General features: G+C 68.7%; 18 protein-coding genes. 6 read left to right on the top strand and 12 right to left on the bottom strand.

Features of this window, described 5'->3' with window-relative positions; all coding sequences use genetic code 11:
- Nucleotides 1-318 precede the first annotated feature (318 nt).
- Nucleotides 319-840: an EXLDI protein gene (locus ACYVDK_RS01930; RefSeq protein ID WP_460517129.1), complete on the top strand. Its 522-nt coding sequence runs from the start codon at nucleotides 319-321 to the stop codon at nucleotides 838-840.
- A 23-nt stretch (nucleotides 841-863) separates the two neighbouring features.
- Here the strand turns inward: ACYVDK_RS01930 and ACYVDK_RS01925 are convergent, their stop codons facing one another.
- The 6 genes from ACYVDK_RS01925 to ACYVDK_RS01900 form a co-directional block, all read right to left on the bottom strand.
- Nucleotides 864-1,253, bottom strand: coding sequence for a type II toxin-antitoxin system VapC family toxin (locus ACYVDK_RS01925; RefSeq protein ID WP_460517126.1), 390 nt, complete (start codon nucleotides 1,251-1,253; stop codon nucleotides 864-866).
- 2 nt (nucleotides 1,254-1,255) lie between these two features.
- Nucleotides 1,256-1,480: a type II toxin-antitoxin system Phd/YefM family antitoxin gene (locus ACYVDK_RS01920; protein ID WP_460517123.1), complete on the bottom strand. Its 225-nt coding sequence runs from the start codon at nucleotides 1,478-1,480 to the stop codon at nucleotides 1,256-1,258.
- Between the two features lie 181 nt (nucleotides 1,481-1,661).
- Nucleotides 1,662-3,044, bottom strand: coding sequence for a dihydrolipoamide acetyltransferase family protein (locus tag ACYVDK_RS01915; RefSeq protein ID WP_460517120.1), 1,383 nt, complete (start codon nucleotides 3,042-3,044; stop codon nucleotides 1,662-1,664).
- Between the two features lie 69 nt (nucleotides 3,045-3,113).
- On the bottom strand, nucleotides 3,114-4,073 hold the full coding sequence (locus ACYVDK_RS01910) for an alpha-ketoacid dehydrogenase subunit beta (RefSeq protein ID WP_460517372.1): 960 nt from the start codon (nucleotides 4,071-4,073) through the stop codon (nucleotides 3,114-3,116).
- 89 nt (nucleotides 4,074-4,162) lie between these two features.
- Nucleotides 4,163-5,350: a thiamine pyrophosphate-dependent dehydrogenase E1 component subunit alpha gene (gene pdhA, locus ACYVDK_RS01905; protein WP_460517117.1), complete on the bottom strand. Its 1,188-nt coding sequence runs from the start codon at nucleotides 5,348-5,350 to the stop codon at nucleotides 4,163-4,165.
- Between the two features lie 5 nt (nucleotides 5,351-5,355).
- A complete protein-coding gene (locus tag ACYVDK_RS01900; protein WP_460517114.1) occupies nucleotides 5,356-6,462 on the bottom strand; it encodes a histidinol-phosphate transaminase in 1,107 nt (368 codons plus the stop codon).
- Between the two features lie 94 nt (nucleotides 6,463-6,556).
- On the opposite strand from ACYVDK_RS01900, the gene ACYVDK_RS01895 reads away from it, so the two are divergent.
- Nucleotides 6,557-6,949 (top strand): phage holin family protein, encoded by a 393-nt coding sequence (locus tag ACYVDK_RS01895; protein WP_460517111.1) that lies wholly within the window; start codon nucleotides 6,557-6,559, stop codon nucleotides 6,947-6,949.
- 80 nt (nucleotides 6,950-7,029) lie between these two features.
- Here the strand turns inward: ACYVDK_RS01895 and ACYVDK_RS01890 are convergent, their stop codons facing one another.
- Together ACYVDK_RS01890 and ACYVDK_RS01885 are read right to left on the bottom strand one after the other, a co-directional pair.
- The gene (locus ACYVDK_RS01890; protein ID WP_460517108.1) at nucleotides 7,030-8,514 is read right to left on the bottom strand and encodes a hypothetical protein; all 1,485 of its coding nucleotides are present in this window, start codon (nucleotides 8,512-8,514) and stop codon (nucleotides 7,030-7,032) included.
- Between the two features lie 5 nt (nucleotides 8,515-8,519).
- Nucleotides 8,520-8,762 (bottom strand): hypothetical protein, encoded by a 243-nt coding sequence (locus ACYVDK_RS01885; protein ID WP_460517106.1) that lies wholly within the window; start codon nucleotides 8,760-8,762, stop codon nucleotides 8,520-8,522.
- Between the two features lie 266 nt (nucleotides 8,763-9,028).
- Between ACYVDK_RS01885 and ACYVDK_RS01880 the strand changes: the two genes are divergently transcribed.
- Together ACYVDK_RS01880 and purB are read left to right on the top strand one after the other, a co-directional pair.
- The gene (locus tag ACYVDK_RS01880) at nucleotides 9,029-9,487 is read left to right on the top strand and encodes a low molecular weight protein-tyrosine-phosphatase (RefSeq protein WP_460517103.1); all 459 of its coding nucleotides are present in this window, start codon (nucleotides 9,029-9,031) and stop codon (nucleotides 9,485-9,487) included.
- Nucleotides 9,484-10,869, top strand: a complete 1,386-nt coding sequence (gene purB, locus ACYVDK_RS01875; protein ID WP_460517100.1) for an adenylosuccinate lyase — start codon at nucleotides 9,484-9,486, stop codon at nucleotides 10,867-10,869. Before ACYVDK_RS01880 ends, purB begins: the two co-directional genes overlap by 4 nt.
- 155 nt (nucleotides 10,870-11,024) lie before the next feature.
- Here purB and ACYVDK_RS01870 read toward each other — a convergent pair whose 3' ends face one another.
- From ACYVDK_RS01870 to ACYVDK_RS01855, 4 genes are all read right to left on the bottom strand, one after another.
- Nucleotides 11,025-11,357 (bottom strand): hypothetical protein, encoded by a 333-nt coding sequence (locus tag ACYVDK_RS01870; protein ID WP_460517097.1) that lies wholly within the window; start codon nucleotides 11,355-11,357, stop codon nucleotides 11,025-11,027.
- A complete protein-coding gene (locus ACYVDK_RS01865) occupies nucleotides 11,354-12,004 on the bottom strand; it encodes an HdeD family acid-resistance protein (protein ID WP_460517095.1) in 651 nt (216 codons plus the stop codon). Before ACYVDK_RS01865 ends, ACYVDK_RS01870 begins: the two co-directional genes overlap by 4 nt.
- A gap of 186 nt (nucleotides 12,005-12,190) precedes the next feature.
- On the bottom strand, nucleotides 12,191-13,171 hold the full coding sequence (locus tag ACYVDK_RS01860) for a class I SAM-dependent methyltransferase (RefSeq protein ID WP_460517093.1): 981 nt from the start codon (nucleotides 13,169-13,171) through the stop codon (nucleotides 12,191-12,193).
- Between the two features lie 352 nt (nucleotides 13,172-13,523).
- Nucleotides 13,524-14,318, bottom strand: coding sequence for a helix-turn-helix transcriptional regulator (locus tag ACYVDK_RS01855; protein WP_460517369.1), 795 nt, complete (start codon nucleotides 14,316-14,318; stop codon nucleotides 13,524-13,526).
- A gap of 118 nt (nucleotides 14,319-14,436) precedes the next feature.
- Between ACYVDK_RS01855 and ilvD the strand changes: the two genes are divergently transcribed.
- Nucleotides 14,437-16,335 (top strand): dihydroxy-acid dehydratase, encoded by a 1,899-nt coding sequence (gene ilvD / locus ACYVDK_RS01850; RefSeq protein ID WP_460517090.1) that lies wholly within the window; start codon nucleotides 14,437-14,439, stop codon nucleotides 16,333-16,335.
- Nucleotides 16,336-16,725: 390 nt separating this feature from the next.
- On the top strand, nucleotides 16,726-17,994 hold the full coding sequence (locus tag ACYVDK_RS01845; RefSeq protein ID WP_460517087.1) for a CynX/NimT family MFS transporter: 1,269 nt from the start codon (nucleotides 16,726-16,728) through the stop codon (nucleotides 17,992-17,994).
- Nucleotides 17,995-18,055 lie beyond the last annotated feature (61 nt).

Raw genomic sequence — 18,055 nt, 5'->3', positions numbered from 1 at the left:
TCGGGGCCTGTCTCTGCACGCCTGCTCAGGCGCTCGGTGCCTGTGCTCCGGCCGCCGAGTGAGCACGATCTCAGAGGAGACGGCCACGAACGGACGAGTGGCCGTCAGCGGCGCTGGACGCGCGCAGACTGGCGCGTTCAGCGGCCCGTGCAAGTCCGAATTGCGCTGCGGCCGGCAGCGCAATTCCGCCCACCGCACGGTCTGCACCTCGTGCCGGTTCGGCGATTCCGACGGCTGGATCAAGCGACACCGGCTGCGAGCGGAACTCCGCACGCCATGCCATTGATCTAGGACATCAATATGCGCATACTTATACACATGGCCACCAGAAACATCTACGTGTCGGCCGACGACGGGAGCCTGTTCGACCGCGCCGCTGAGCTCGCCGGCGGCCTGTCGGCGGCGGTCGCCGCCGGGTTGCGCCTGTACGTCGCGCAACGAGAACGGGAAGAAGGCCAGACGCAGATGCAAGAGATCGAAGTCGAAGTGCAGGATGGTCCGGTCGTCACGGTGAAGCGCTTCACGGGGAGGCGCATCCTGCGTTACGAGGACCACGACGGCGTGCGTTCCAAGACCTATCGGGTGTACGCGACGGAGCGCGGCCAGTTCGCCGTCCACGTTCGCGACGATCCGGATTGGCGCGCACTGTCTTCGCCGAACGGGGACGATTCGGCGTGGAACGACCCTCGTACGTGGAACAGGGACTGGTGGCAGACCGGCGGTCGGACCTTGACCGTGTACTCCGACTCCGACGCGATGAGGGGCTCACTCCCCGACGAGCTCGTCGCAGCTGTCACGGCAGCCCTGGCCGGCCCGCACGTCGAAGAACTCGACATCTGATCGCGCCGGCACACGAGCCCCTGTTACCAGCAGCTGGCGATCCCGGGCAGGCCAGCGAACACCGGATCAGCGGTGAGCAGCGTCGCGGACTCGATCATCGCCTGAGCGGCGAGCATTCGGTCGAAGGGATCACGATGCGGCCAGTCGAGGCGACCGGCGAGCAACGCGTGCTCGTCGGTGATCGGCAGCCGCTCCACGCCGAGACGGTCGAGATGGCGCCCATAGCCCTCTAACACTGTGTCCGCTTGCGGAAGCTTGCCCAGCCGGTTCTTGGTCGCGATCTCCCAGGCGGATGCCGCCGAAACGATCAACTCGGATGATCTGGGACGAATGGCCGTCTCCGCTTCAGCACCGAGCCGCTCGGGGCTGGTCAGCGCCCACAGCAGCGCGTGCGTGTCCAGCAAATACCTCACGCTCACCCTTCCCATGCGGTGAGTTCATCGTCGGGAAGGGGTTCGAAGAACGACGCCGGCACGTCGTACGGCACGAAGCCGAGTTCGCGCTCCTCGGTCGCATCCAGCGGTACAAGGCGAGCTGCGGGCTGATCTCCGCGTGCGATCGTCACCTCTTCGCCGCGCTCCACGGCGTGCAGCAGCGCGGAAAGGTGAGTCTTCGCGTACTGAACCTTGACCGTCTTCATGTATCGAGCGTACTGAGCCGACCAACGTTGGTCAACCTGGTTGGTCTACCTCTCCTCGTGCGAGACGGACCACGCGGAGTTCCGCGAGACTACGCGTGTGAGCCGAGACTAGGCGCACTGCGGGTAGTCTCGGCGCGAACGCCTAGCGTCGATGCCGGCGCGGTGCGCCGGGGCTCAGCCCTCAGTCCAGGAGCAGCGCCGGCTCCTCGATGATCGCGGCGACGTCGGCGAGAAACCGGCTGGCGACATCCCCGTCGACGACGCGGTGGTCGAAGGATGCCCCGAGCGTGGTGACGAAACGCGGGCGCACCTCGCCGTCGACCACCCACGGCTTCTGCTTGATCGTTCCGAGTGCGACGATCGCCACCTCGCCCGGATTGAGGATGGGCGTTCCGGTGTCCATCCCGAACACCCCGATGTTCGTGACCGTGATGGTGCCACCTGCCATCTGCGCCGGCTGCGTCTTGCCGTCTCGGGCGGTGATGGTGAGCTGCTCGAGGGCGCCCGCCAGCTCGAGCAGACTCATCGACTGCACATCTTTCACGTTCGGCACGATGAGGCCACGCGGTGTCGCGGCGGCGACGCCGAGGTTCACGAAGTGGTGCACGACGATCTCCTCATCGGTCCACGTCGAGTTCACCGTGGGGTTGCGACGCACCGCCCAGATGATCGCCTTCGCCATGATCAGCAGCGGCGACACCTTCACACCGGCGAAGTCCGGCGACTTCTTGAGCCGCTGCGCGAACTCCATGGTGCGCGTGGCATCCACGTCGACGAAGAGGCTCACGTGCGGTGCCGTGAACGCACTGGTGACCATGGCCGCGGCGATCGCCTTGCGCACGCCCTTGACCGGAATGCGGTCTTCGCGGGCATCAGGCCACTCGGGGGTCTGGATGTTGCGGAACACGCTCGCCTGACTGGCCTGCCTGATCACGTCGTCGCGGGTGATCTCACCGGCGATGCCGGTACCGGCGACCTGACCGAGGTCGACGCCGAGGTCTTTGGCGAGCTTGCGGATCGGCGGCTTCGCGACGACCGGCACCGCCCGAGCGGCCGGCACGAGGTCGGCAGCAGCGGGCACATGGCGACCCTCTGGCGTCTGCCCGCGGTTCTGGCTGCGCCGCCGGCTCGCTCCGTGCCCCGCCGAACCGTAGCCGACGAGCACCGCACCGGGCTTCTGCTCGTCGCCCTCGCGCTCGATGAGCACCGAAGCATCGGCGTCGTCGGCAGCCGGGCCGGCGTGTGTCGCCTGCTCGAGTTCCGTCTCGTCGACCTCGATCACGTTGTCGAGTCCCTCCGCACCCGACGCCGTGCCGCCCGAGGCATCCGCGCCCACGACGATGATCGGTGCGCCCACCTCCACCGTCTCGCCCTCGCTGACGAGCAGCCGGTCGACGACGCCCTCGAACGGCGAGGGCAGCTCGACGAGTGACTTCGCCGTCTCGATCTCACACAGCACATCGTTGAGGTGCACCGTGTCGCCGGGACCGACCTTCCACGACACGATCTCGGCCTCGGTCAGGCCCTCGCCGACGTCCGGCAGCAGAAACTCGGACTCACTCATGGCTCTCCTTGGGCGGCGTTTTCGAGGCGGAAGGCTTCGCGATTGTGCGGAACGTGCGACGGATGCCGGTCAATACGCGAGCGCGCGATCGACGGCCTCGAGCACACGGTCGGCGTCGGGCAGATACGAGTCTTCGAGACTGGCCGGCGGGAACGGCGTATCGAAGCCGGAGACGCGCAGCACCGGGGCCTCGAGCGAGTAGAACGCCCTCTCGGCCACTGTGGCGGCGATCTCGCTCCCGAGGCTGGCGAACCCGGGCGCCTCCTGCGCGACGACCAGGCGGCCCGTCTTGCGCACGGAGCCCAGCAGCGGGCCGAAGTCGATCGGGGAGAGGGACCGCAGGTCGACGACCTCGACGCTCGTTCCCTCATCCGCGGCGATCTCGGCGGCGCGCAGCAGCACGCTGATCATCGCGCCGTGACCCACCAATGTGACGTCCGTTCCGGTGCGCACCACTCGGCTCGCGTGCAACGGCACTGCACTGCCCGAGAAGTCCACCTCGCCCTTGGGCCAGTAGCGGCTCTTCGGCTCGAGGAAGATCACCGGGTCGTCGGAGCGGCACGCCTCCTGGATCATCCAGTAGGCGTCGTTCGGTGTCGATGGGCTCACCACACGCAACCCGGGAGTGTGCGCGAAGTAGGCCTCCGGGCTCTCCTGATGGTGCTCGACCGCGCCGATGTGGCCGCCGTACGGAATGCGGATCACCACGGGCATCCGCAACGCACCCTCGTGCCGCGCCGTGAGCTTCGCGAGCTGCGTGGTGATCTGGTCGAATGCGGGAAAGACGAAGCCGTCGAACTGAATCTCGCACACCGTTCGGTAGCCGCGCATCGCGAGCCCGATGGCGGTGCCGACGATGCCGGACTCGGCCAGCGGCGTGTCGATCACGCGCTGCGGGCCGAATTCCGCCTGCAGACCCTCTGTGATGCGGAACACGCCGCCGAGCGGACCGATGTCCTCGCCCATGAGCAAGACCTTGGGGTCGTCCGCGAGCGCCTGCCGCAGTCCGGCATTCAGCGCCTTCGCCATCGGCAGACTCTCGACGCCGGTGCGGAAAGGCACCCCGTCGGGCACGGGAGCGGATGCCTGACGTAGCGCCTCGGTCGTCGTCACGTCGCTCATGCCCTCACCCCCTGCTCCTGGCCGTGCTGCCGGTCCTGCACAGCGAAGGACTTCTCGTACCGCTCGAGCCACGCCTGCTGCTCGACGACACCGGCATGCGGCTCCGAATACACGTGTTCGAACGCGACCTCCGCCGTCGGCCCCGTGATCTCCAGGGTGCGCCTGCGCACGTCGGCCGCGTAGTCGGCGGCCTCCTCGTCGATGGCGTCGAACCATTCGTCGCCGACACCGCGGCCGGTGAGGAAGGTGCGCAGCCGCACGATCGGATCGCGGCCGCGCCAGTGCTCGTCTTCGTCTGAGGAGCGGTATCTGGTGGGGTCGTCGCTGGTGGTGTGGGCGCCCATCCGGTAGGTCACGGCCTCGATCAGGCTCGGTCCATGGCCGCCGCGCGCCTCATCGAGCTGCTTCGCACTGACGATGTAACTGGCGAGCACGTCGTTACCGTCCACCTGAACGCCCGGGATGCCGAAGCCGCTGGAGCGCAGGTACAGCGGGGTACGGGACTGCGTCTTCACCGGCACGGAAATGGCCCACTGGTTGTTCTGCAAGAAGAAGACCTGTGGCGTCTGGAAGCTCGCGGCGAAGACGAACGCCTCGCTGACGTCTCCCTCGGAACTGGCGCCGTCGCCGAAGTAGACCATCACGGCCGTCTCGGATGCCTTCTCGCCGGTACCGCAGGCGCCGTCGAACTTCACGCCCATCGCGTAGCCGGTGGCGTGCAGCACCTGCGTGCCGAGCACGAGCGTGTAGATGCGCATGTTGCCGTTCTTCGGATCCGTGGGATCCCATCCGCTGTTGGTGACGCCGCGCATGACCCGGATGATGTCCAACGGGTCGACGCCGCGGATCGTCGCGACGACGTGCTCGCGGTACGACGGGAAGATGGTGTCCTGCGGCTGGGCCGCGTGTGCTGATCCGACCTGCGCGGCCTCCTGCCCGCTGCTCGGCGGCCACAGTGCGAGTTGGCCCTGGCGTTGCAGATTGGTGGCCTCGGTGTCGAACCGGCGCACCACCACCATGTCGCGGTAGAAGCGGCGGAAGTCGTCGTCGTTGAGGCGGTCGAGGTACGGCAGGAACTCGGCGGCGGCATCAGTCGGCTCGAATCGGCCGTCTTCGGTCAGTACCTGCACCGTCGCCGCGGAGAGCCCGGCCGGCGACGCGAATCGGTCGTTCGTGGCAGACATCCTCACTAACCTAACTGCTCGCTTGGAGGGCTCTTCCGTAGGTGATCGACAAGCTCTTTCGTGATCTTTAGCACGCGGTCGACAGATTCCTCCTCGCCGACACCGATCCGGATGCCGTCGGGCGCGAACCCGCGCACGGCCAGCCCGGCATCGAAGAACCGGTCGATGCAGAGCGCGGTGTGCTCGCCGGTGGGGAGCCAGACGAAATTGCCCTGGGCATCCGGAACGTTCCAGCCCTGCTCGAGGAGCGCGGTGCGCAGGCGCGCGCGGCGCTCGGCGATGACGGCGACGCGCTGGAGCAGCTCGTCTTCGCGCTCGAGCGAGGCGAGCGCGGCAGCCTGTGCCGTGTCGGTGACGCTCATCGGAATGGCGGTTGAGCGTGCCGCGTTCAGCAGGCGCTCGGGGCCCACCGCATACCCGATGCGCAGGCCCGCCAGGCCGTACGCCTTGGAGAAGGTGCGCAGCACGACGAGGTTGGGGTAGCGGCCGACGAGGGCGCGACCGTCGACGTGGTCCGGGTCGGTGATGAACTCGACGTACGCCTCATCGAGGAGTACGAGCCGATCGGTGGGCACGGCCGCCATGAACCGCTCGAACTCCCGGGCCGTGACGATCGGACCGGTCGGATTGTTCGGCGTGCAGACGATGATGACGCGCGTGCGGTCCGTGATGGCGGCGACCATGCCGTCCAAGTCGTGGCGGGCATCCGGAAGCAGGGGGACGGTGACGCTGGATGCCCCCGACACGGTCACGAGACCCGGGTACGCCTCGAACGACCGCCACGCGTACAGCACTTCGTCGCCCGGACCGGCGGCGGCATTGATGAGCTGCGAGATCAGCGCGACGGATCCGGCGCCGAGGTGCACTTCGGTCGTTCCGACACCGAACCGTTCGGCCAGCCGATCGCGTAGTGCGAGGGCGGCGCCGTCCGGATAGCGGTTCAGGGTGCTCGCCGCGGCGACGGCATCCAGCACGCCGGGCAGCGGATGGAACGGATTCTCGTTGCTGGAGAGTTTGAACCCGTCGGCCGGGGGGACTCGGCCCTGGGCATAGGCGGCGAGGCTGGCGATCTCGGGGCGCAACAGCACCCGCTCGACGTTCTGGGCATCCACAGGGCCAACTTACCGTCGCGATCTGCGCGCGCGATGAGCGAGCAACGGCATGCAGAGGGTATCGCCGACCCGCACGACCTGGAACACTGTGCGGATGAGGTTTCTGCTGAAACTGATCATCAACGCTTTCGCGCTCTGGGTGACAACGCTGATCGTCAGTGGCGTCACTGTGACGTCGTACGATCCGATCGGCGGCAATTTTCCGCTCATCCTGACCTATCTGCTGATCGCGTTGATCTTCGGAATAGTGAACGGGATCGTCGGAACGGTCATCCGCATCGTGGCATTCCCGCTCTACGTGCTCACACTCGGACTCATCTCGCTGATCGTGAACGGCCTGCTGCTGCTCATCGTGTCGTGGATCAGCGACGCGATGGGCTTCGGCCTGCGCGTCGACGGTTTCTGGGACGGCGTGTGGGCGGCGCTGATCCTCGCGATCATCAGCTGGCTCCTGGGACTCATCTTCCGTCCGGTCATGCGACGGTGAGCGGCACCACCGCGGGTTGAGCCGGCCCGGCCCGGCCCCTCGATGGCGGGGATTCGACCACTCGATCCGACGGCACCGGCTCACCATGCGTTTCCCCCGCCTCCACCGCCCGCGGCCGGTCGAGGGCTCGTCCGGATGCCGCGGAACAGCTCGGCGCCGCCGGGGCCGCCGATCGGAAGCGTCGCCAGCGCGGCGGCCAGACGCGAGTCCTGAGCGGCATCCATCTCGTGTGCCGTGATCGCGTACTCGTTCATCAGGTGCGCATCGATCGGCGACGAACCGGGCGGCACCCCGCCGCTGTAGGTCTGACGCGTGACGACGATGCGGTCGCCGCCACCGCGATCGGCGGCGAGCGGGATGCCTCCGAGCGCCGGCACCAGGTCGTCGCTGTGCTCGACCGCGACGTCGACGGTGGACGACGGGACGTCGACGCCGGCGGTGGGCGATCCGAACGTCACGAGCGCCGGGATGTCGTAATCGCCTGCCATCGCGACCGAGGTGGCGACGATGCCGCCTTGCGAGTATCCGACGGGAATGACGGTGTCGCCCGGTCGGATGCCCGCCTCGCGCATCGCCTGCTGCGTCGCGCGCAACGACGCCGGGTCGAGTTGCGCGACACCGTTCAGGTTGCTGGTCATGTCGAACGGCTCGCCGCCGGCGACCGGACCGGTGTCGACGGTGCCGCCGACGTAGACGATGTATGCCGGCTCGCCGCCCGCCCCTGCGTAGCGTTCGACACGAATCTGCGGCGAGCCCGCGCGAGACGGCGGGATGCGCGCGGCGAGGTCGGCGAATCCGGCGGGCGGTGCGACGGTGCCCGTCGACGTGCGCTCCACGCTCACCGCTGTCTCCTTGAAAGCGCCGATGGCGTGCCCCGATCCGACGACGACGGAGCCGCCCCCGCGCAACCCGAACGTACGCGTCCCGCGATCGTCGGCCAGCGCGGCGAACGGCAGCGGAAGACCCGCAGCGCCGAGCATCGCGTCGTCTGCCGCCGAGACCGCGAACCGGATCAACGACACCGCCCTCGGGTCGCGGAGCAGCCTCGCCTTGGACCCCGCCACGTCGCCGAGGTTCGTGCCCAGGTTCTTCAAGAAGGCCTGTGGCGAGCCCGCGACGAGGCTGCCGATGCTGAACGCGATTCCGAACGTGGCGAGCAGCTCAGGCAGTGCGAGTATCGCGGCGAAGGCGGCCAGCGGCGCCAGCCGGCCGAACGCCCACCCGGCCACCGTGCTGAGATCGGCCATGCGGGCATCCGCGTTGCGGTCGGCGTCGTCATACCGGCCTGCCGCCTCGAGCAGGCCGTCGGCGAGCCGCCTCGAGCGCGCGGCTGCTGCGCGGATGCCCGTGGCGGCGATCTGCGCGAGCCGTGCGGCATCCTGCACCGCGATCGACACCAGCGTGATGCCCGGGACGAGGTCGGCGCCGAGCGCGAGCGCGGGGCGCAGCTCGTGAACGAGCTCGTCGAGGGTGCCGCTCAGCGAGCGGAGCGCGGTGTGCGCGACCAGCAGCGCATCCGAGGTGACCTCGGTACTGCCGCCCGAGATGGTGATGTCGCCGGACATGTGCCTCAGCCCTCGCCCGTGCCGGCTGCGGCGCCCGCTGTCGAGGTCTGCGTACCGAGCAGGTCGACCGGCACGGCTGCCAGCTCGTCGGCCGCATGATCGAGGGCGGCGATCGCGTCGCCTATCGATCCGGTCAGTTCGTCGATTCCGGATTGGAAAGTGCGTTGCGCAGGCGACCGCCAATGCAGGGCACCGGCATCCGGAACCTGCGCGGTGAGCGCGGCCAGCTCGGAGCGCACGTAGTCCACGGCCGCCTGTGCGGCTCGTAGCGCCGACTCGTCCAGACGATCACCTCCTCGGAATGCGAAAGGAATGCGATCAGCCTGGCGTCGGCGGGTTCGGCGCCGAGTACGGTCGGCTCCGAATGGGGAATGTCGGCTCGGTGGCTCTGGCTGGGGAGGGAAGGACGCCGGAGGCGGAGCATCCGGTCGTACAGCAGAATGGAGACATGACCTCGGATGCGACCCGATTCCGCATCTGCTTCGTGTGCAGCGGCAACATCTGCCGTTCGCCGATGGCCGAGGTCGTGCTGCGGCGGCTGGCCGCCGACGCGGGTCTCGCCGACCGCGTGTCCGTCTCGTCGGCCGGAACCGGCGACTGGCACGTCGGCGAGCAGGCCGATCCGCGCGCCATCGAGGCACTCACCGCGCACGGCTACGACGGCTCGACGCACCGCGCCAGGCAGTTCGACCCCTCCTGGTTCGACGATCTCGACCTGGTCGTCGCGCTGGACCGCAGCCATGAACGCATCCTCAAGGCATGGGCGGGCGATGCCGTCGACCGCAGCAAAGTGCAGCTGCTGCGCAGCTTCGAGACGCCGCGATCCGATTCATTGGATGTACCCGATCCCTATTACTCCGACCACACGCTCTTCGCCGCGGTGCTCGGCATGATCGAACGAGCCGACCGGGCGCTACTGGCCCAGCTCGCGCCCGCTCTGCGCGCGCCGCCACAACAACAAGGAAAGTCATGACCTCGCTCCCCCCTCAGCCGCTCAGTCCGCTCGACGGCCGGTATCGGACCGCCGTCTCCGAGCTCGGAGACTTCCTCTCCGAGGCGGGCTTGAACCGCGCCCGCGTGCAGGTGGAGGCGGAGTGGCTGTTGTACCTCACCTCGCACCGCATGTTCGGAAGCGAGCCGCTGACCGAGGTGCAGGCATCCGCTCTGCGCGCCCTCGTCACCGACTTCGGACAGCAGGAGATCGACCGGCTCGCCACGCTCGAGGCCACCACCCGACACGACGTGAAGGCCGTCGAGTACCTCGTGCGCGAGAAGCTGCACGAGCTGGGGCTGGACGCGATCGCCGAGCTCACCCACTTCGCGTGCACGAGCGAGGACATCAACAACCTCTCCTACGGGCTGACGGTCTCGGCAGCGGTGCGCGAAGTGTGGCTGCCGAAGCTTCGCACCGTGATCGACGCGCTGCGCCGCCGCGCCGTCGAGCTGCGGGATGCCTCGATGCTCGCGCACACGCACGGCCAGCCGGCGACGCCCACCACGATGGGCAAGGAACTCGCGGTGTTCGTGTATCGGCTCGAGCGCGTCGCCGCGCAGGTCGAGGCGAGCGAGTACCTCGGCAAGTTCAGCGGCGCGACCGGCACGTTCTCGGCGCACCTCGCGGCGGATCCGGATGCCGACTGGCCCGCGATCTCGAGGGAGTTCGTGCAGTCGCTCGGGCTGACCTGGAACCCGCTCACCACCCAGATCGAGTCGCACGACTGGCAGGCGGAGCTGTACGGTCGCATCGCACACGCGAACCGCGTGCTGCACAACCTCGCGACGGATGTCTGGACCTACATCTCGCTCGGCTACTTCCGGCAGATCCCGCAGGCCGGCGCCACGGGCTCGTCGACCATGCCGCACAAGATCAACCCGATCCGGTTCGAGAACGCTGAGGCGAATCTCGAACTCTCCAGCGCGCTGCTGGATTCGCTGGCATCCACCCTCGTCACGAGCCGCCTCCAGCGCGACCTCACCGACTCGACCACGCAGCGCAACATCGGCGTCGCGCTCGGCCACTCGCTGCTGGCACTCGACAACATCGAGCGCGGCCTCACCGAGATCGCGATCGATGAGGATGCCCTCGCGCGCGATCTCGACGCCAACTGGGAGGTGCTCGGCGAGGCGATCCAGACGGTCATCCGCGCCGAGGTCGCGGCCGGACGGTCGTCCATCAGCGACCCCTACGCGCTGTTGAAAGAGCTCACTCGCGGCAAGCGCGTGGACCGCGATTCTCTGGCCGCGTTCATCCGCACCCTCGACATCGGCGAGGATGCCAAGGCCCGCCTGCTCGCGCTCACGCCTGGCTCATACACGGGGCTGGCCTCGCAGCTGGTGGAGTACGTGGAGCGGTAGCGGCGGTCTCTCTGCGTTCGCTCCACGCCCACCCTCGCCTGTCGCTATCGCGTCAACATCTGTCGCTATCGCGTCAACAGGACATGAAGCGCTTTCCCGCCCAGAGCATGACCGATTGGCATGTTTTCGGCCGATTGTCCTGTTGAGGCAGCCAGTCAGTCGTGCGGGTTGCGGGGGCCGGCGTCGGGGCCGGAGGGGGCGGCATCCGTTCCGCCGGGAAGCTCAGGATGCTCGCCGTTCTGCTCGGCGAGGTCGCGTCGCTCGTCGTCGTCCGGCTTGAATCCGAGCGCGAACATCGCCAGCACGACGAGGGTGGCGATGAAGGCGACGCCGAAGAAGATCAGCGCGAGGATGGGCTCGCGGGTAGCCATCAGCACGATGACGCCGGCGAACACGGCGAGCACCGCGGCGATGCCGAGGAACTCCGCGGGCTTCATGCGATCGCGCAGGCTCGGCCGGCGGTCCTCAGGGATGTTGTCGTGGGTCACGCGTGTCTCTCCGAAGCGTTCTGATCGGTGTCGCCGGCACCGGGGTTCTGGCCGCCTGCCGCGACCCGGCTACCGGGATGTTCGCTGTCGTCGTGCGCCTGCGCGAGCCCGAACTTGATCGTGAACGCACCGATTCCCACGTAGACGCCGACGATCACGGCGTAGGCGCCGAACAGTCCGACCGCGAGCAGCGAGTCCGCCGGGATGGCGAGGAAGACCACGGCGAGGATGACCGTGAGGCCGCCGATGACCATCCAGTCGCGCGACGCATCGAATCGGTGCCTGGCGCGCCATCCGCAGTAGAACTCCGCGAACCCGGTCAGCAGCGCCCACACGCTGACGCCGTAGAGCAGCACCCCGAGACCCGCGTCGTTCAGCACCAGTGCCGCGATGCCAATCACGACCCCGAGGGCGCCCTGGGCGACGAAGAGCCACTTGGTGAGGGCATCCCTCACCAGCAGGCCGCCGATGCCGATCACGACACCCTCGACGAGCGCGTAGCTGCCGAAGACGAGCAGCCCGATGCGCGCGGAGTGCTCGGGATCGAAGGTGATGAATCCGCCGGCGACCAGGGCGACGATCGCGCGCACGAGTGCAACGACCCAGTAGCGATCCGGGCTGACGCGCGGGGACGCGGCTGTGCTCACGTGACTTCTTTCGTGCGGATGGGACGGTACGAGTCTTTTGGGGCGTCCGGCGGCATGCACGGAATTCTGCTCACAGAGGGTTGCGCGGCGCCGAGGCCGAAACGATTCTACCCGTCGTAGAGCACAGGCAAGCTGGGAGGGCGGGCGGCGACGCGGGACGGCGGTGACGGGTTCTGGCGGTGGCAGCTATCGGTATCGCCCGACGGCGACCGTGCCGTCGACTTCGTCGTCGCGCACGATGGCAGCAGAGAAGCCCGCCGCCTCGAGGATGCCCGCCGTCGCCGATGCCTGCCTCCTGCTCGTCTCGATCAGAACGTGCCCGCCGGGCGAGAGCCATTCGCGGGCGCCCTCGGCAACCCGACGCTGGAGCACGAGCCCGTCGTAGCCGCCGTCGAGTGCGGCCTGCGCCTCGTGCTCGCGAGCCTCAGGCGGCATCAAGCGGATCTCATCCGTCGGCACATAGGGCGCGTTGGCGACGATGACGTCGACACGGCCGCGAAGCGACGCAGGCAGCGGCTCGTAGAGGTCTCCGGTGTAGACGTGCGGGGCCGCCGCGGCGTCGGTCAGGTCGGGCGCGGCGTCGGTCAGATCGGGCTCAGCATTGGTCTCCGCGGGCGCAGCATCGGTCCCGGCAGGCACGGCTCCGGTCCCCGCAGGCGCAGCATCGGCCTCGGCGGGCGCGCCCTGGCTGCTCGGCGTCCCTTGAGCGAGCCGTGTGGCAACCAGCGTGCTGCGGGCGCAGTCCGAGGCGACGGGGTCGATGTCGGAGGCGTGCACGTCGGCACTCGGCCGGGCGGCGAGGATGCCCGCGCCGATCGCACCCGCACCGCAGCAGAGGTCGAGCACGACGGGCGCCCGGGGCGCGACTCGCAGCGCCTCCCTCACCAGCAGCGTGGTGCGTTGCCGAGGCACGAACACGCCGGGCGCGACGCTGACTCGGAGCCCGCAGAACTCGGCCCAGCCCAAGATGTACTCGAGCGGCTCGCCCACGACGCGGCGAGCGACGAAGGCCTCGAGTTCGCGCGGATCGGATGCCTCGTCGAGGATGAGGCGCGCCTCATCCTCCGCGAAGACGCAGCCGGCGGCTCGCAGGCGCGCGACGACGGCGTCGAAGTCGAAGGAGGCGGGGTCGTTGGCGGCGGGGACGGCGGCGGGGACGGCGGGCATGGGGTGAGCGTAAGGGCTCCGCCGCAACACCGACGAACGGACACGGGGCGGACGAGCGGACACGGAACCCGACCGGCACAAACGTTACGAGCGGACACGATCCCGACGAGCGAGCACGGAACGGACGAGCGAGCACGCAATCGACGCCTTCTCCGTGCTCGTTCGTCCGTTCCGTGCTCGGCCGCCCGTTCCGTGCTCGTTCATCCGTTCCGTGCTCGCTCGTCCACTCCGTGCTCGCTCATGCGTTCCGTGCTCGCTCGTCCGTTCCGTGCTCGCTCGTCCGTTCGGTGCTCGTTCGTCCGCTCGGTGCTCGGCCGCCCGCTCAGTGCTCGGCCGCCCGTTCCGTGGTGGCTCAGCCGCGCGGGGCGGGCGTGTACACGACGACGTGCAGGTCGGGGTGGTCGGACGGCACGAACTGGTGGTGCTCGAGCGTGATCAGACCGGCTGTCGGATGCCGGAACACCCGCTCGCGCGACGCGAACCCCTCGATGTCGTGGGCCGCCCACGCTGAGCGGAACTCCGGGCTCGCCTCCTCGAGACGCGAGACGAGATCGAGGTAGGCCGGATCGCCGAGGCGAGGGCCGGCATCCGCTCGGAACTCGGCGACGAAGCGTCGGCTCGTGACGTCCCAGTCCGGAAGCAGCTCACGCACGAACGGGTCGGTGAAGACGAGCCACAGCAGGTTGCGATCCTCCGCAGGTGCCGTGGCGACGCCGGGGTACAGCGCGGCGTATGCGGCGTTCCAGCCCGCGATGCGCCAGTCCGCGGTGACGGTGTAGGCGGGGGAGTCCGCGAGCGCATCCATGAAGCGCTGGAGTGCGGGCGGTGCGGTCGCCACCGGGGGGCGGCCGGTAGTGGTGGCAGCCGAATACCCGGCGAGCGAGAGCAGGTACGCGTGCTCGGTGACGGTGAGGCGCAGGGTGCGCGCGAGGGCATCCAGAACCTGCCGGGACGGATGGATGTCACGCCCCTGCTCGAGCCAGGTGTACCAGGTGACGCTCACCCCGCTGAGGTACGACACCTCCTCGCGGCGGAGCCCGGTGGTGCGGGCTCGTCCGACCGGCGGAAGGCCGGCATCCGCTCGAGAGAGGTTCTCGCGGCGAGCGCGCAGGAATCCGCCGAGCTCCGCCCTGCTCTGCCCGGCCATCGCTCCTACACTGTCCGCGGCCGCGGGCTGCGAGATCGCCACGGATTCACACTAGTACTCCGACTACTAGCATGCAGAGCGTCTTCCACTCCGGGCGGCGAGACCACAGCATGTGAGCATGCCCGCACTCCGCTCTCGCACCGTCACCCATGGCCGCAATATGGCCGGAGCCCGCGCCCTGCTGCGCGCCGCCGGCGTCAAAGGCAGCGACTTCGGCAAGCCGATCATCGCCGTTGCCAACAGCTTCACCGAGTTCGTTCCAGGGCACACGCACCTGCAGCCGGTCGGCCGCATCGTCTCCGAGGCGATCACCGCCGCCGGCGGGATTCCGCGTGAGTTCAACACGATCGCGGTCGACGACGGCATCGCAATGGGCCACGGCGGCATGCTCTACTCGCTGCCGTCGCGCGACCTCATCGCCGACTCCGTCGAGTACATGGTCAACGCGCACTGCGCCGATGCGCTGGTGTGCATCTCGAACTGCGACAAGATCACGCCCGGGATGCTTCTGGCCGCGCTGCGGCTGAACATCCCGACGGTGTTCGTCTCGGGCGGTCCGATGGAGTCCGGCCGTGCAGTGCTCGCGAACGGCACGGTGCGCACACTGGACCTGATCGATGCGATGTCCGAATCGGCGAACGAGAACGTGTCGGATGCCGACCTGCAGCGTATCGAGGAGGCGGCGTGCCCGACGTGCGGCTCGTGCTCGGGCATGTTCACCGCGAACTCGATGAACTGCCTTACCGAGGCGATCGGGCTGTCGCTGCCGGGCAACGGCTCGACGCTCGCCACGCACACCGCACGCCGTGCACTGTACGAGCGGGCAGGGGCATTGACCGTCGAGATCGCGAAGCGGTACTACGACGAGGACGACGCATCCGTTCTGCCGCGCAGCATCGCAACGCCCGCCGCGTTCGGCAATGCGATGGCTCTGGACATCGCGATGGGCGGTTCGACGAACACGATCCTGCACCTGCTCGCGGCCGCGCACGAGGCCGGAGTCGACTTCGGGCTGAGCGAGATCGACGCGCTCTCGCGACGCGTGCCGTGCCTGGCGAAGGTGGCACCGAACATCGCGGCCACCCGCACCTATTACATGGAGGACGTGCACCGTGCGGGCGGCATCCCTGCGATCCTCGGCGCTCTGCGGCGCGGCGGGCTGCTCGAGACGAACGTGCACTCGGTGCACGCGCGCTCGCTCGCCGAGTGGCTTGACGAGTGGGATGTTCGCAGCGGCAGGGCATCCGACATCGCGTTCGAGCTGTGGCACGCCGCACCGGGAGGGGTGCGGTCGTCGTCGGCGTTCTCACAGTCGGAACGCTGGGAGGCGCTCGACACCGACGCCGAAGGCGGCTGCATCCGTGATGTGGAGCACGCGTACACGGTCGACGGCGGACTGGCCGTGCTGCGCGGCAATCTCGCCGAGAACGGCGCCGTCGTCAAGACCGCGGGTGTCGACGCATCCATTCACACGTTCGCCGGCACGGCCGTCGTCTTCGACTCGCAGGAGGCCGCTTGCGAGGGCATCCTCGGCAAGAGGGTGAAGGAGGGCGACGTCGTCGTGATCCGCTACGAAGGGCCGCGTGGCGGGCCCGGCATGCAGGAGATGCTCTACCCGACCTCGTTCCTGAAGGGGCGCGGGCTCGGCAAGGCGTGCGCGCTCATCACGGATGGGCGCTTCTCGGGTGGCACCTCCGGCCTCTCAATCGGACACGTCTCGCCGGAGGCCGCTGCCGGTGGCACCATCGCGCTCGTGGAGGATGGCGACCGCATCGTCATCGACATCCCGAACAGGGCGATCACCCTCGACGTGGCCGAGACGGTTCTGGATGACCGCCGTCGCGCCATCGAGAACGCCGGCGGTTACCGTGCGACCGGCCGGGAACGCGTGGTGTCGCCTGCACTGCGTGCATACGCGCTGATGGCAACCTCCGCCGACACCGGCGCGGTGCGCGACGTGGACGCGCTGGAGGCCGCGGTGGCCGCGAGCCGGATGCCCGCGCCCGTCGGCGCGTAGCGCGTACCGGATTCGCTCCCTGGGCACCCGAGCGGCGGCGGAGACTGACTCAACGCACGGTCAGGCGTCCAGGTTCAACCGGAAACCGCCGGTTGAGCCTGTCGAAACGGTCCTCTGCGCTGCGGGTTCGACCCGCAAGATGGCCCCTGGAACCGCTGGGATGGCCCTGGTACCGCCGGTTGAGCCTGTCGAAACCGTCCTCAGCGCTGCGGGTTCGACCCGCAAGATGACCCCTGGTACCGCCGGTTGAGCCTGTCGAAACCGCTCCCAGCGCTGCGGTTTCGACAAGCTCAACCAACGGGGGAGACGGCTCAACCAACGGGGGCGGGCGATGGGCCGACCGCGGCGGCCCTAACCTCGTAGAGGTCGTCTACCGAAACGAGGAGTTCTTTGCCATCCGAATCCCAGGGCAGCGCCCTGCGCATGGCGCGCGGCGGCACGCTGCTGATCGGGCTGCTGCTCGTCGCCGCGAATCTGCGGGCATCGATCACCTCGGTGGGGCCGGTGATCGGCGACATCCGCAGCGATCTGGGAATCAGTGCGGTGACGGCATCCGTTCTGATCTCGATTCCACTCGTCGCGTTCGGCCTGTTCTCGCCCATCGCCCCCGTGATCGCCAGGCGACCGGGCATCGAGCGCACGCTGGGCGTCGCGATCATCGTGCTCGCCATCGGCATCGTCGCCCGGTCCTGGCCGGGCCAGGTGACGATCTGGGCAGGAACGGTGCTGCTCGGACTCGCGATCGCGGTGCTCAACGTGCTGCTCCCGGCGCTCGTGAAACGCGACTATCCGCACCGGGTCGGCACCATGACGGGCACCTATTCCGCTGTGCAGACGGGCTTCGCCGCGATCGCTGCGGGCATCGCCGTGCCGATCGCCGACACCTCGCAGCACGGGTGGCGCCTTTCGCTGGGCATCTGGGCCGGGCTCGCCCTCGTCGCGTTCGCCGTGTTCCTGCCTCAGCTTCGGCGTGGTCCCGAATCGCAACGGCTCCCGGTGGCGCGCCCGGAGGCGCAGTCCGTGCCGACGGCACCGGCTCACGGGTCGACGACCGGGCAGGCACGCGCGCAGCGGTCGTACCGCTCCCCGTGGGGCACTGCGCTCGCCTGGCAGGTGACGCTGTTCATGGGGCTGCAATCGACGATCTTCTACACGGTCGTGACCTGGTGGCCGGCCGTCGAGCAATCATCCGGAGTCTCGCCCGCCGCAGCCGGATGGCACCAGTTCGCCTACCAGATCTTCGGCTTGATCGGCACGATCGCCTGTGCGGCTGCCATCAGCCGGCTCCGCGACCAGCGCGCAATCGCCGTCGGAGTGAGCGTGCTCATGTTCGCCGGAATCCTCGGGCAGCTGACGCTTCCGGGTCTCGGGCTCCTCTGGATCTCGGTGATCGGACTCGGCTCGGGCGGATCCATCGTGCTGGCGCTCGCCCTGTTCGGCCTGCGCACCCACCACCACGGGCAGTCCGCAGCACTCTCCGGCATGGCGCAATCGATCGGATACCTGCTGGCGGCGACCGGCCCGATCGTGATCAGCATCCTGCACGATGCCAGCGGGGCCTGGGCCGTGCCGCTCATCGTGATGCTGTGCGTCGTCGTCGTGCAGGTCGTGTTCGGCATGCTCGGATCACGCGACCGGCTGCTGCCGTTGCACGGTTGAGGTCACGGGTTTCGACAAGACGTACCGCTTACCGTTGGTCGAGCCTGTCGAAACCGCCCGT

It is taken from the genome of Humibacter antri (assembly GCF_054777235.1).
This window is presented reverse-complemented; position numbering and strand designations above follow the sequence as displayed.